Genomic DNA, 11,820 nt, shown 5'->3' on the forward strand with positions numbered 1-11,820 from the left:
AACCACACCTCGCACCGTGCGACCCCGGCCGAACCGCCCCTCGCACCGTGCGACCCCGCGCTCCGCGCCCCCGCAGTGTGCGAGGTTCCGCGCACTGTGCGGCTCCGATGCCGTCGCACCGTGCACGAAACCTCGCACGGTACGGAACCGCCCCTCGCACCGTGCGACCTCGGGGGAACTACACCCCGCACCGTGCGACCCCGCGCCGCGCGGCCCCGCGCTCAGAGCGGCGGACGCGTCCCGGTCAGGTCCTCGGCGACCGCCCAGAGCGAGCGGGCCAGGTCGGCACTCCGCGCTGACCCGGGGATCGACACGGTCGTCGTCGGCCCGGTCATCCCGAACGGCCCGGCGGGCCCGTAGTAGGCACCACCGACGGCCTTCGGCCCCACCGCCGCGTACAGCAGCGGCTCGGCACCCTGCTCGACCCCCTGGGTCCACGGCAGCGCGCGGTTGCTGGCGCGCACCGGCTTCGAGCGTCCGAGGGAACGCCCGGCCGACTGCAGGTTCGTGCGGGTGTAACCCGGGTGCGCCGCGGTGCTGACGAGGGACACGTCCGCCTCGACGGTCAGGCGGTGCAGGTGCAGCGCGAGCAGCAGGTCCGCGAGCTTCGACTGCCCGTACGCGCGCCAGCCGTTGTAGCCGCGCTCCCACTGCAGGTCCCCGAACCGGATCCGGCCGGGGATCGCGGCGAGGCTCGACATCGTCGCGACCCGGGGCGCCTCGGCGCGGAGCAGCGACGGCAGCAGCAGGTTCGTGAGCGCGAACGGGCCGAGGAAGTTCGTGCCGAACTGCAGCTCGAAACCGTCGACGGTCTCGAAGCGCTTCGGCGGCGCCATCACGCCGGCGTTGTTGACGAGGACGTCGACGGGGCGCTCCTCGTCGACGATGGTGGCGGCGAACCGGCGGACGCTCGCGAGGTCGGCGAGGTCGAGCTCGCGGACCTCGAGGTCGGCGCCGGGGTGCGCGGCGCGGATCTCGGCCGCGGCGGTGTCGCCCTTCTCGGTGCTGCGGACGGCGAGGACGACGTTCGCACCTGCGGCGGCGAGCCGAGCGGCGGTCTCCTTGCCGGTTCCGCTGTTGGCACCGGTGACGACGATCCGGCGTCCGGTCTGATCGGGGAGCTTCGGCATGCGGGCGACCGTACACGCGGGGGCTGGCCGTGCGGCAACGGCCGAGCCAGCCCCCGGGGTTGGCCGTGCGGAAACAGCCGAGCCAGCCCGGGGCTGGCCGTGCGGACGCGGCCGTGCTAGATTGATGCAAACGCATGAACATGCACCTGCATCGACCTGCGACCAGGAGGAGACCATGAGCAACGCATTCGGTACCGACCGCCCCTCGGACGTGCCGCCGCCCGCACCCGAGCGGATCGGCCCGCTGCAGCTCGGCCTCGACACCTTCGGCGACGTCACCGAACTCGCCGACGGCAGCCTGAAGTCCGACGCGCAGAGCATCCGCGACGTCGTCGACCAGGCGGTCCTCGCCGACCAGGTCGGCCTCGACTTCATCGGCGTCGGCGAGCACCACCGCGCCGACTTCGTGGTGAGCGCCCCCGAGGTCGTCCTCGCCGCCATCGCCGCCCGCACGGAGCGCATCCGCATCGGCTCCGCGGTCACCGTGCTGTCCTCCGACGACCCGGTGCGTGTCTACGAGCGCTTCGCCACCGTCGACGCGATCTCGAACGGCCGCGCCGAGGTCATCCTCGGCCGCGGCTCCTTCACCGAGTCGTTCCCCCTGTTCGGCTACGACCTCGCCGACTACGAGGTCCTCTTCGAGGAGAAGCTCCAGCTCTGGGCAGCCCTCCGCGGTGGGGACGCCGTGACGTGGTCAGGAACGAAGCGCGCGGCGCTCGTCGACCAGGACGTCTTCCCGAAGCTCGAGCACGGCGCCATCCCGACGTGGATCGGCGTCGGCGGCTCCCCGCAGTCGGTCATCCGCGCCGCCACCTACGGCCTGCCCCTCTTCCTCGCGATCATCGGCGGGCAGCCGGCGCAGTTCGCCCCGTTCTCGCGGCTCTACCGTCAGGCGCTCGCGCAGCTCGACGTCCCGCAGCAGCCGATCGCGATGCACTCGCCGGGCTTCATCGCCGCGACCGACGAAGAAGCCGCCGACCGCTACTGGCCGTACCACAAGGCCGTCACCGACCAGCTCGGCCGGGAGCGCGGCTGGCCGCCCCTCGACGTCGCCGGGTACCGCGCGGGCCTGTCCGCCGGAGGCTCGCTCTACGTCGGCTCGCCCGAGACCGTCGCGCGGAAGATCGCGCGCAACATGCGGATCCTCGGGGTCTCCCGCTTCGACATGCGGTACGCGACGGGTCGCCTGCCGCACGACGACATGATGCGCTCGATCGAGCTCTACGGCACGCAGGTCGCGCCGCGGGTGCGCGAGCTCCTGGCGGAGCCCGTCCCGGTCCCGTAGCGGTCGCGGCTGGTCGGGTCCGCTGGTCGGGCGTTCCGGTCTGCAAGACACCGGTGTTCGTGCGGTGCACCGCGGTTCGCGGGTGTTCCGAGCGCGAACACCGGTGTTCTGCAGCTGGGCGGCGGGGCGGGCGGGAGCCGCGGGCGGGCAGGTGGGCGAGGTCGGCCTGGAGGCGCGGGGCGGCCCGCGAGCACCGGCTCACGGGGTGCGCCGGGTACGGTCCAGGGCATGTCGTCACCTGGTGCGCTCCTCGAACGTCGGTTCCGTGGCCGGATCATGGGGGTCGGCACGACATCTGGCGTGCGGGTCGTCGTCGGGATGTGGGCGAACTCCCCGTTCGGCGCGTTCACCGACGTGTTCCTCGAGCTGCCCGACGGCACCAGCGTGCTGCTCGCCCCTGACGAGATCGTCGCCGCGTACGTCTCCGGCACCTACCGCTTCGACACCGTGTCGGTCGTCGACGTCCGGGCCCGCCGAACCGCCGCCGGCCTGGAGCTCGACGCCGGCGCGCTGCAGGTGTCCGTCGACGTCGGGGCCATCTCGCCGCTCGGCCGGGTGCTCCGCATCGTCCCGAAGTCGATCGCGCGCGATCCGCGCTGGCTCGCAGTGATCGACCCCGTGGCGCGGCTCGTCGCTCCCGGTTCCGGTACCGCGGGCTCAGCGGGCAACGGCCGCCGTGAGTACTACGGCGTGACCGGGGCACACGACGTCACCGGCGTCCGGGGGACCTGGGCCGGAGAAGACCTGGGCGACCTCGCGCCGCTCGACCCGCCGGTGGCGTTCGGTTTCGCCTCGATGCCGAGGATCCCGCAGGTCGTCGACGTCGAGACGACGATCCGCGAGCCCGCCTGACCCGTCCGCGTCCGGCCGACCGGGCCCGTGCGTGTGCATGTTCCGACGATCCACGAGGTGATCGACTCGTGGATCGTCGTCCGTTGCGCACGCATCCGGTGCGTGTGCATGTTCCGACGATCCACGCGTCGATCGTCCGGTGGAGTGTCGCTCGTTGCGGACGCATGGTGCGCGCCGGACCGGGCACGGGCGCTGCGAGCCGGGCGACCGCCGGGCGCTGCCCTGCCCGTGGGAGGTGTGCCGCGCCTCCAGGCCGAGGGGGTGGTGGCCCGTCTGCCGGACGCATCCAGAGTCGAGGGGGTGGTGACCCGTCTGCCGGACGCATCCAGAGTCGAGGGGGTGGTGACCCGTCTGCCGGACGCATCCAGAGTCGAGGGGCAGACTGGCCGGAACGGTACGGCCCCGCACAACCCGCGGTCGCACGTCGGGCACAACGGGGCGCACGACGCAAAGGAGCACCATGACCGACACACAGGAGCAGCGCGCCGCCATCTCGGACATCGTCCACGGCGCACACACGGCGCTGCTGACCACGGTGAGCGAGGACGGACAGCTGCACGCCCGCCCGCTCGCCGTGCAGGACAAGGCCTTCCACGGGACCCTCCGCTTCCTCGTGCAGGACGGCAGCGAGAAGGTCGAGGACATCGCGAGGAACCCGCACGTCAACGTCTCGATCGAGTCGCAGGGCGGCTACCTCTCCATCGCCGGCACCGCGACCGTCACCCAGGACGACAGCGTCATCGACGAGCTGTGGTCCCCGTTCGCCGAGGCCTGGTTCCCGGAGGGCCGCGACGACCCCTCGATCCGACTGCTCACGGTGTCGGGCGACTCGGTGGAGTACTGGACGCAGGACACCGGGCCGGTCGGCAGTCTGGTGCAGACCCTCAAGGCAGCGCTGGGCAAGCAGAGCCAGCCGGACACGGGCGACCACGGGACGATCGAGCTCTAGGGGGCTGGCCGGGCCTAGCCGACGCCGGGCCGGCTGGCCGGGCTGGCCGGGGCCTGTCCGACGCCTGGCCGGGGCCTGTCCGACGCCTGGCCGGGGCCTGTCCGACGCCGAACGACGAAGCCGTTGTCGTGCGACGGCGGCTTCGTCGTTCGCTACGGCGGGCCGAGCAGCCACAGCACCGCGACGAGCACGGGCTGCCCCGCGAGCGCCGCTGTGACGAAGGTCCACCGCATCCAGGGCTTCGCGACGAGCTCGGGTGACCCGAACAGCGGCGCCAACGGCATCAGCAACCGGGGCGTCGAAGCCATCGGCAACGACACCGCGAAGATGTAGAGCGCGTACGCGGCCGAGTACAGCACCGTGGTCTGTCCGAGCCGCCGCGTGGACCGGCGGAGCAGCCACACCGGGTACCCGACGAGCAGGAACACCACGATCAGGACCCCACCGACGCCGAGCCACCGCGCCGCGATGAGGAACCACGGGCTCAGCGGCATGAAGTCCACGCGACCGATGAAGTTCACCCACCAGGACATCTCGGTCTCGAGGTAGGCGTTCGGCGTCCCGGTGACGTGCGACGCGATGACCGGCCACGCCAGCCCCGCCGCCATCATCACGAGCCCGGCGACGACGACCCGGAGCTGTTCGCGGAGCGGGAATGCCTCGAACACGCGGCCGTTCGACCGGCGTGCCCGGACGAAGCGGACGAGCGCGACGACGCCCAGGACGAGCGGGATCGCCAGGGCCCCCGGGCGGGTGAACGCAGCCACGACGCCGAGCAGGGTGAGGAGCCAGTAGCGCCGGCGTTCGAGGGCGAGCAGCGCACCGAACGACAGCGCCAGGAACATGCTCTCCGCGTAGCCGACCTGCAGCAGGAACGACAGCGGGCCGCACGTGAAGAAGAAGACCGCCCACATCGCGGCGGCGTCACCCGCGCGGTCACGGACCAACCGGTGCAGCAGGTAGGCGGCCAGCAAGCCCGCGAGCACGGCGATGAGTGGCGCGCCGACCTCGAACGGCACCCCGGTCGAGGCGGTGAGCATCCGGATGGTGAACGGGAACGCGGGCAGGAACGCCCACGCGTTCTGCGCCACGTTGCCGGTGATGTCGAGCGGCAACGCGTCCGGGTAGCCGTGCAGCGAGATCTGCTCGTAGTACTGGCCGTCCCACGCCGTCAGGAACGAGAGGAAGCCGTGCTCGTTGCCCCAGATCGCGTTGTCCGGCAGCGCCCGGCCGATGAGGGGGTACGCCAGTGCGAGCCAGAACGTCGACAGGATCCGTCCGCCGGTCCAGACGAGCAGCACCGCCGCCCACGCGGGCAGGGCGGTGACGGTGTCGAGCACACGTCGCCGGCCGTTCGCGAGGGCCTCGGTGGCCACGCCGTCGAGACGACTCACGCGGGTGCTCCTCGGCGTTCGGGCAGGGCTGACGACACCTAGCCAGGGTAGTCGCCCTCACCCTGGGTGATCCTCACGACGGCCTGGAGGCCCGTGGCTGCGTTCTGCATGGCGGAAAGCGGATGGTGGGTGGCCGGGTCCGGCAGCGGGCGTCCGCCTAGCCTGGAGTCTCCATCCACCGACCCTCGAGGAGCCACCGTGCCGAACTCCACCGCGCCGAAGACCGCCATCGTGACCGACAACGCCCCGAAGCCCGCTGGCCCGTACAGCCAGGGCATCGTGGCGAACGGGTTCATCTACACCGCCGGGTTCGGCCCGCAGGACCCGGCGACCGGTGCGATCGCCGACGACGTCGCCGGGCAGACCGCGCAGGTGCTGGCGAACGTCGCCGCTGTCCTCGCCGAGCACGGGGCGACGTTGGACGACGTGGTGAAGTCGACCGTGCACCTCGAGCACTCGGACCGCGACTTCCCGGCCTTCAACGAGGAGTACGCGAAGCACTTCACCCAGCCGTACCCGGTGCGGACGACGGTGCAGTCGCACCTCGCGAACATCCTGGTCGAGATCGATGTCGTGGCGGTGCTGCCGACCGGCGCCTGACCAGCGCTGGGGCGCTGCGGCGCCGGACCGGGCTGTGTCAGGCGGGCTGCGCCGGACCGGGCTGTGCCGGAGCGGGCTGTGTCAGGCGGACCGTGTCAGGCGGGTTGTGTCACCACCGCTCGTGCCGACGCAGTCCAGCTCCGGGTGTGGCGTGCGTGAGCCGTCCGTCGACGAGCACGGGGACCCCGGCGACGAGGACGTCGTCGATGCCCTCGGCCGGGCGCATCGGCTGGTCGTAGGTCGATCCCGCCGTGACCCGCTCGGGGTCCACGACGACGAGGTCCGCGACCGCGCCGGGCTCCAGGACCCCCCGTCGCCCGAGCCGCAGGCGCTCGACGGCCGTGGTCGACAGGTGCTGCTGGACCTCGAGCCAACTGAGTCGGCCGGTGCGGGCGAAGTCCTCCAGGTAGCGCGCGAAGGTGCCGTACGCCCGCGGGTGCGGGTGCGTCCCGACGAAGATGCCGTCCGACCCCGCCGTGTGCCCGGCCAGGCGGAAGAGCGGCGCGAGCTCGTCGGCGGTGCGGGGCCGGGGGACGCGCATCACTGCGGTGACCTGCAGGTCCGAGTCGACCAGGACGTCGAGGGCGAGGTCGACCGGGTCCGTCCCGGTGGCGTCTGCGGCCTCGGCGAGGGTGCGGCCTTGCAACGCGTGGAACTCCGCGGCGGGGACGTGCGACAGGGTGATCTGCTCCGCCCACCCGGTCCCGAGGTCAGCACGGGTGAGCACCCGGTCGAGCACCGCACCGCGCACCTGGGTTCGTCCGGCGTCGTCGGCGATCGCGAGGGCGAGGTCGTCGGTGCCGGGTCGGGCCAGGGCCGCCGGCAGCAGGAGCATCGACAGGATCGTGCAGCCGCGCGAGTACGGGTAGGCGTCGAAGGACATCGGCGCCCCGCTCGCGGCGAGCTCGTCGAGGGCGGTCACCGCGAGGTCCACCGGTGCGTGCAGGTGCGACACGTGCGCCCGGACGCCCGAAGCGCGCACGATGTCCGCGATCTCGTCGAGGCCGGCACGAGCATTGCCCTCGTAGCCGCCCCGCATGTGCGAGACGTAGAGGCCGTCGGCCGCAGCGACCTCGGCGCAGAGGACGGCGAGCTCGTCCGTGTCGGCGAACAGCCCGGGTACGTAGTCGAGCCCGGTCGCGAGCCCGACGGCACCGGCCGCCAGGCCCTCACGCACCAGCGCCCGCATCGCCGCGAGCTGGTCGGCGGTCGCCGGTCCGGACTCGTCGCCCATCACCTGGTGTCGCACGGTGCCGGCGGGGACGAGCGTCGCCACGTTGAGCGGGGTGGTGCCGTCGTACGTCGCCAGGAGTCCGTCGATGCCGCCGCCCCGGTAGGTCGGGTGCGGGCCGTCGATCGCGGCGAAGTAGGTGTCGGCGTACGAGCCGTCGCCGGGTGCCGGACCGACGCCGTCCTGGCCGGTGACGATCGTGGTGACGCCCTGCCGCAGGAGCGCGAGCTGGACCTGCTCGTCGAACACGAGCGAGCCCCCGTGCGAGTGCGCGTCCACGAACCCGGGCATGACGAGTCGGCCGTCGCAGGCGACGACGTGCGCTCCGGCAGGGACGGGCAGGTCGGTTCCGACTGCGCGGACGGTGCCGCCCTCGACGAGGACGTCCGCACGGACCTGTTCCCCGTCGGCATCGAGTACCGAACCACCACGCAGCAGGACGGCCCCGGCGGCCCCTGCCGCGCCCGGGCTGCCCGTCATCAGCCGAGCACTGCTGTCCGTCATCGGCCGAGCGCTGCCACGAGTCGGGCGGCGCGCTCACGCAGGGCGCCGAGGTCGCCCGAGGTCAGGGCGTCCCCGACCAGCGGGGAACCGAGCCCGACGGCGACGGCCCCGGCGGCGAGGTAGTCGGCGGCGTCGTCGACCCCGATGCCGCCGGTCGGGATCACGTCGACGAAGTCGAGCGGGGCCAGCACCTGCTTGAGGAACGCCGGTCCGCCGAGCTGCGCGGCCGGGAAGACCTTGACCGCGCGGGCGCCGAGTTGCCACGCGCGGACGATCTCGGTCGGCGTCGCCGCCCCCGGGTACCAGCCGAGTCCGCGCTCGTGCGCCCGTTCCCCGAGGTCGGCGTCGAGGTGCGGGCTCACGGCGAAGGTCGCGCCGGCGGCGGCGGCCTCGTCGAGCTGTCGGACGTCCAGCACGGTGCCCACGCCGATCGACGCCGATGCGCCGTACCGCTCGACTGCCCAGGCGATGCCCTCTCGCCACCGCGGGGTGTTCGTGGTGATCTCGATCGCGGACACCCCGGCGTCGACCAGGGTCGCGATGACGTCCTCGACGTGGTCGCCGGTGCCACCGCGGAGGATCGCGATCGCCGGACCGGCCTCGTGGCGGTGCCGGATGCCGGCGTGCCGTGCGGAGCTCGTGGTGCTGTTCGTCATGGTGCTCTTCCTCGAGTGGTCGGTGGTGGGCACGGTCTGGTCCCGCACGGTGTGGGTGGGCACGGTCTGGTCGCGCACAGCGTCAGCGGTCGACGTGGTCGTGCACGGCGTGGTCGGTGTCCGACGGGTCGGGGGCGTGGTGCAGGGCGTCCGGGTCGGGCCGGCGCCAGTCGCTCTCGACGGTGCAGGCGAGGGCTCCGGCGTCGGCCGCGCGGTCGAGTGCCTCGGTCGCGTCCGCGCCGCCGAGCATCGCCGCGAGCCAGCCGGCGACGAACGCGTCCCCGGCACCGACCGGGTCGACCACGCGCACCGGAGTCGCCGGTCGCCGGAACAACACCCCGTCGATGGAGGCGACGGCCCCCCGGGAACCGAGCTTCACCACCGCACGACCACGGCCGAGGGCTGCGAGCTCGTGAGCCAGCGCTTCCTCGTCGTCGTCCTGTTCGTCGCGACCGAGCACGAGTCGGGCCTCGTCATCGCCGGCGAAGACCACCGCGGACCGCTCGGCGACCTGGCGGTAGTGGGACCGTGCGGCGTCCGGGTCGATGAGCTTCGGCCGGTGGTTGACGTCGAACGACACGGGGACGCCGGCGGCGTCGGCCCGGTCGAGCGCTGCCGCGACGGTGGCTCGTGCCGAATCCGAGAGGGCCAGCGTGATGCCCGTGACGTGCACGAGCGCCGCGGCCTCGACGACACTGCCCGGCAGGTCCGTCGCCGTGATGGCCGAGCCGGCCGATCCACGGCGGTGGTAGGTCACCCGGGTGCGCCCGTCGAGCAGGCGCTCCTTCATCATGATGCCGGTCGAGCGTTCGGGGTCGGCGACCGCGACGACGTCGACACCCTCGCCACGGACGTCCGCGGCGACGCGGTCACCCGCGGGGTCCGTGCCGACGCGGCCGACCCACGTCGCGGGGACGCCGGCCCGGACGAGTCCGATCGCCACGTTGCTCTCGGCCCCGCCGGTGTCGACGCGCATGTGTTCGAGGTCCGGCACGGCTCCGACGTCGCGCCCGGTGAGGAGCAGCATCGTCTCGCCGAAGGTCAGCACGGGCCCGCTCATCGGGCACCCCGTGCGAGTGCGAGCTGGGCAGAGGAGGACCCGAGTGCCACGGAGATCTCGTGCGCCGTGCGGACGACCCCGTCCCCGAGTTCGCGGACCGCCGCCGCCGGGAACCGGGACGCGAGCCCCGAGATGCTCATCGCACCGACGACCTGGTTCGCGTGGTCGAGCACCGGAGCGGCGACGCAGCGGATGTCCGGCTCGTTCTCGCGATCGTCGATGCCGTAGCCACGGCCGTGGGTGCGGTCGACCTCGTGTCGCCACCGGTCGTCGTCCGTGATCGTGTGCTCGGTCATCACCTCGACCGGCTCGGCGAGGACGCGCTCGAGCAACTCCGGTTCGCCGAACGCGACGATGGCCTTGCCGGACGCCGTGTTCCGCATCGGGAGCCGGTTGCCGATGCGCGAGCCCATCCGGACGGTGCCACGCGTCTCGACCTTGTCGACGTAGACGATGTCCGTGCCGTCAGGGACGACCAGGTGGCACGTCAGGCCGGTCTGCTCAGCCGTGCGCCGGAGGAAGGGCGCGGCGGCGGAGCGCAGGTCGATGCCCTCGAGGTAGCTCTGCCCGAGCAGCAGTGCTCCGAGGCCGAGTGTGAACCCGGCGTCGGGTGTGCGGCGCAGCAGGTCGTTCTCGAGCATCGGCGCGGTGAGCCGGAGCACCGTCGACTTCGAGGTGCCGAGTTCCGCCGCCAGCTCGGACAGGCTCACCGAGGTCGCCCCGCTCCGGGTGCGGTCGGCGATGCGGTCGAGCAGCCGGAGCCCCCGACGGAGGGAGAGCGCGGCGTTCCGTGCGGGGCCGTCCCCCTCGATCGGCACGGGGGCCGGGGTCGTCGCGCGCATCAGAACCACGTCGCGATCGTTCGGAGGACCGTGTCGTCATCGTCGATGACCTGGACCTCGCGCCACTTGTCGAAGACGGTGCAGGGGTGGGAGATGCCGAACACGACGACGTCGCCCGGCGTCAGCGCGGGGGCCCCCTCCGCCAGCGCGAGGTAGCAGTGCTGGTCGTCGAGGCGGGTGACGGTGACCGCCCCGGGCGGTGGGACGACCTGTGGGGCGTCAGCCGGGCCTCCTGGACGGGCAGGCCGGACCGACCGCACCACCGGCAGCCCCTCGTCGAAGGAGATGTCGCGTTTCCCGACCGCGACGAACGCGAGCCCGGGTTCCGGGCAACTCGTGACCCGACCCCAGACCTCGATCGCGGCGGTGAGCGAGCCCTCGGCAGGGTGTCGACCGAACGGCGTGCGCTCGGCGTAGAAGCCGTCGTCGTGTGTGAGGTACGCGCCGGAGCGCAGCAGGACGTCGAGGTCGTCAGGTCGGGCGGCGACGGCGTCGACGACGGCGTCGAACCAGGCGCTGCCGCCCATGCTGAGCAGTGCGCGACCGCTGACCAGGTCACGGACGTCGGCCGCGACCGCGAGCACCCCCACGACGTACTCGCGGGCGGCGTCGACCCCGGGCAGCCCGCCCTCGTAGCCGGAGACACCGCGGAACACGAGCCCGGAGTCGTGGGCGACCTGTGCAAGGGAACGTGCGGCATCGGGGGAGCGGACCCCGGTGCGCCCGCCGGGGAACCCCATCTCGACCAGGACGTGGAGCTCGCCGTCGACGGAGTCCTGGGCGGCGACGGCGGCGGCCACCCCGGCATCGGAGTCCACGTAGCAGAGCACGTCGGCTTCCGGGTCGACGGCGCGACGTGATGCGAGCCATGCCAGCCCCGCGGGGTCGAGCGCCTCGTTCGCGACGAGGATGCGGTGGGTGCCGTGCTCCCACGCGACCATCGCCTGCTGGACCGAGGCGACCGTGACGCCCCAGGCGCCGGCGGCGGCCTGCCGTGCAGCGAGGTCCGGCGCCATGTGCGTCTTCATGTGCGGCGCGAACAGCAGCCCGTGGCGCTCGACGTAGTCCTGCATGACCGCGGTGTTGTTCGCGAGCGCGGACTCCCGCAGGGTCATCACGGGCAGGTGCGCGTCGTCGAGGACGTGGCGCTGCGCCGGTGCTGCCGGGTCCGGTGCGCCCTTCGTGGTCACGCTGTCGGTCATCGTCGAGCCTCCTGTCGTCGCGCTGCCCCCACGCTCCCGCTCGACGGGTCCGTGGGGCAACGCCACCCTCCTCATCATTCTGCAATGCACAAAGGCGCGCTCGGAAGGCGCGGGA

11 protein-coding genes are annotated in these 11,820 nt (G+C 72.9%); 4 read left to right on the plus strand and 7 right to left on the minus strand.

What is annotated here, in order from left to right:
• Positions 1 to 221 precede the first annotated feature (221 nt).
• Positions 222 to 1,130 (minus strand): SDR family oxidoreductase, encoded by a 909-nt coding sequence (locus EDF19_RS12550; protein ID WP_123681211.1) that lies wholly within the window; start codon positions 1,128 to 1,130, stop codon positions 222 to 224.
• A 175-nt stretch (positions 1,131 to 1,305) separates the two neighbouring features.
• Here EDF19_RS12550 and EDF19_RS12555 point away from each other — a divergent pair, with 175 nt between their 5' ends.
• From EDF19_RS12555 to EDF19_RS12565, 3 genes are all read left to right on the plus strand, one after another.
• A complete protein-coding gene (locus tag EDF19_RS12555) occupies positions 1,306 to 2,415 on the plus strand; it encodes an LLM class flavin-dependent oxidoreductase (RefSeq protein ID WP_260217149.1) in 1,110 nt (369 codons plus the stop codon).
• Positions 2,416 to 2,643: 228 nt separating this feature from the next.
• Positions 2,644 to 3,267 carry a hypothetical protein gene (locus EDF19_RS12560; protein ID WP_123681212.1) on the plus strand — a complete coding sequence of 208 codons (624 nt, stop codon included), beginning with the start codon at positions 2,644 to 2,646 and terminating at the stop codon, positions 3,265 to 3,267.
• 460 nt (positions 3,268 to 3,727) lie between these two features.
• Positions 3,728 to 4,216 (plus strand): pyridoxamine 5'-phosphate oxidase family protein, encoded by a 489-nt coding sequence (locus EDF19_RS12565; RefSeq protein WP_123681213.1) that lies wholly within the window; start codon positions 3,728 to 3,730, stop codon positions 4,214 to 4,216.
• A gap of 152 nt (positions 4,217 to 4,368) precedes the next feature.
• Here EDF19_RS12565 and EDF19_RS12570 read toward each other — a convergent pair whose 3' ends face one another.
• Complete coding sequence (locus tag EDF19_RS12570; protein WP_123681214.1) at positions 4,369 to 5,610, minus strand: mannosyltransferase family protein; 1,242 nt, start codon at positions 5,608 to 5,610, stop codon at positions 4,369 to 4,371.
• A gap of 198 nt (positions 5,611 to 5,808) precedes the next feature.
• Here EDF19_RS12570 and EDF19_RS12575 point away from each other — a divergent pair, with 198 nt between their 5' ends.
• The gene (locus EDF19_RS12575) at positions 5,809 to 6,210 is read left to right on the plus strand and encodes a RidA family protein (protein WP_260217150.1); all 402 of its coding nucleotides are present in this window, start codon (positions 5,809 to 5,811) and stop codon (positions 6,208 to 6,210) included.
• Between the two features lie 109 nt (positions 6,211 to 6,319).
• On the opposite strand, the gene EDF19_RS12580 is transcribed toward EDF19_RS12575, so the two are convergent.
• The 5 genes from EDF19_RS12580 to EDF19_RS12605 form a co-directional block, all read right to left on the minus strand.
• The gene (locus tag EDF19_RS12580; protein WP_260217151.1) at positions 6,320 to 7,945 is read right to left on the minus strand and encodes an amidohydrolase family protein; all 1,626 of its coding nucleotides are present in this window, start codon (positions 7,943 to 7,945) and stop codon (positions 6,320 to 6,322) included.
• Entirely contained in the window at positions 7,942 to 8,601 is a 660-nt protein-coding gene (locus tag EDF19_RS12585) for a bifunctional 4-hydroxy-2-oxoglutarate aldolase/2-dehydro-3-deoxy-phosphogluconate aldolase (RefSeq protein WP_148071098.1), read from the minus strand. The genes EDF19_RS12580 and EDF19_RS12585 overlap by 4 nt, the downstream gene beginning before the upstream one ends.
• An 82-nt stretch (positions 8,602 to 8,683) precedes the next feature.
• A complete protein-coding gene (locus EDF19_RS12595) occupies positions 8,684 to 9,661 on the minus strand; it encodes a sugar kinase (RefSeq protein WP_123681218.1) in 978 nt (325 codons plus the stop codon).
• Entirely contained in the window at positions 9,658 to 10,503 is an 846-nt protein-coding gene (locus EDF19_RS12600; protein ID WP_123681219.1) for an IclR family transcriptional regulator, read from the minus strand. Before EDF19_RS12600 ends, EDF19_RS12595 begins: the two co-directional genes overlap by 4 nt.
• Positions 10,503 to 11,705 carry an alanine racemase gene (locus EDF19_RS12605; RefSeq protein WP_185022825.1) on the minus strand — a complete coding sequence of 401 codons (1,203 nt, stop codon included), beginning with the start codon at positions 11,703 to 11,705 and terminating at the stop codon, positions 10,503 to 10,505. The genes EDF19_RS12600 and EDF19_RS12605 overlap by 1 nt, the downstream gene beginning before the upstream one ends.
• Between the last annotated feature and the right edge of the window lie 115 nt (positions 11,706 to 11,820).

It is taken from the genome of Curtobacterium sp. PhB115 (genome assembly GCF_003752025.1).
Taxonomy (GTDB): Bacteria; Actinomycetota; Actinomycetes; order Actinomycetales; family Microbacteriaceae; genus Curtobacterium.

What these genes read in the sequence shown, in the direction of transcription:
- EDF19_RS12550 (WP_123681211.1), bottom strand. Translation starts at nt 1,130, where the DNA reads ATGCCGAAGCTCCCCGATCAGACCGGACGCCGGATCGTCGTCACCGGT.
- EDF19_RS12555 (WP_260217149.1), top strand. Translation starts at nt 1,306, where the DNA reads ATGAGCAACGCATTCGGTACCGACCGCCCCTCGGACGTGCCGCCGCCC.
- EDF19_RS12560 (WP_123681212.1), top strand. Translation starts at nt 2,644, where the DNA reads ATGTCGTCACCTGGTGCGCTCCTCGAACGTCGGTTCCGTGGCCGGATC.
- EDF19_RS12565 (WP_123681213.1), top strand. Translation starts at nt 3,728, where the DNA reads ATGACCGACACACAGGAGCAGCGCGCCGCCATCTCGGACATCGTCCAC.
- EDF19_RS12580 (WP_260217151.1), bottom strand. Translation starts at nt 7,945, where the DNA reads ATGACGGACAGCAGTGCTCGGCTGATGACGGGCAGCCCGGGCGCGGCA.
- EDF19_RS12585 (WP_148071098.1), bottom strand. Translation starts at nt 8,601, where the DNA reads ATGACGAACAGCACCACGAGCTCCGCACGGCACGCCGGCATCCGGCAC.
- EDF19_RS12595 (WP_123681218.1), bottom strand. Translation starts at nt 9,661, where the DNA reads ATGAGCGGGCCCGTGCTGACCTTCGGCGAGACGATGCTGCTCCTCACC.
- EDF19_RS12600 (WP_123681219.1), bottom strand. Translation starts at nt 10,503, where the DNA reads ATGCGCGCGACGACCCCGGCCCCCGTGCCGATCGAGGGGGACGGCCCC.
- EDF19_RS12605 (WP_185022825.1), bottom strand. Translation starts at nt 11,705, where the DNA reads ATGACCGACAGCGTGACCACGAAGGGCGCACCGGACCCGGCAGCACCG.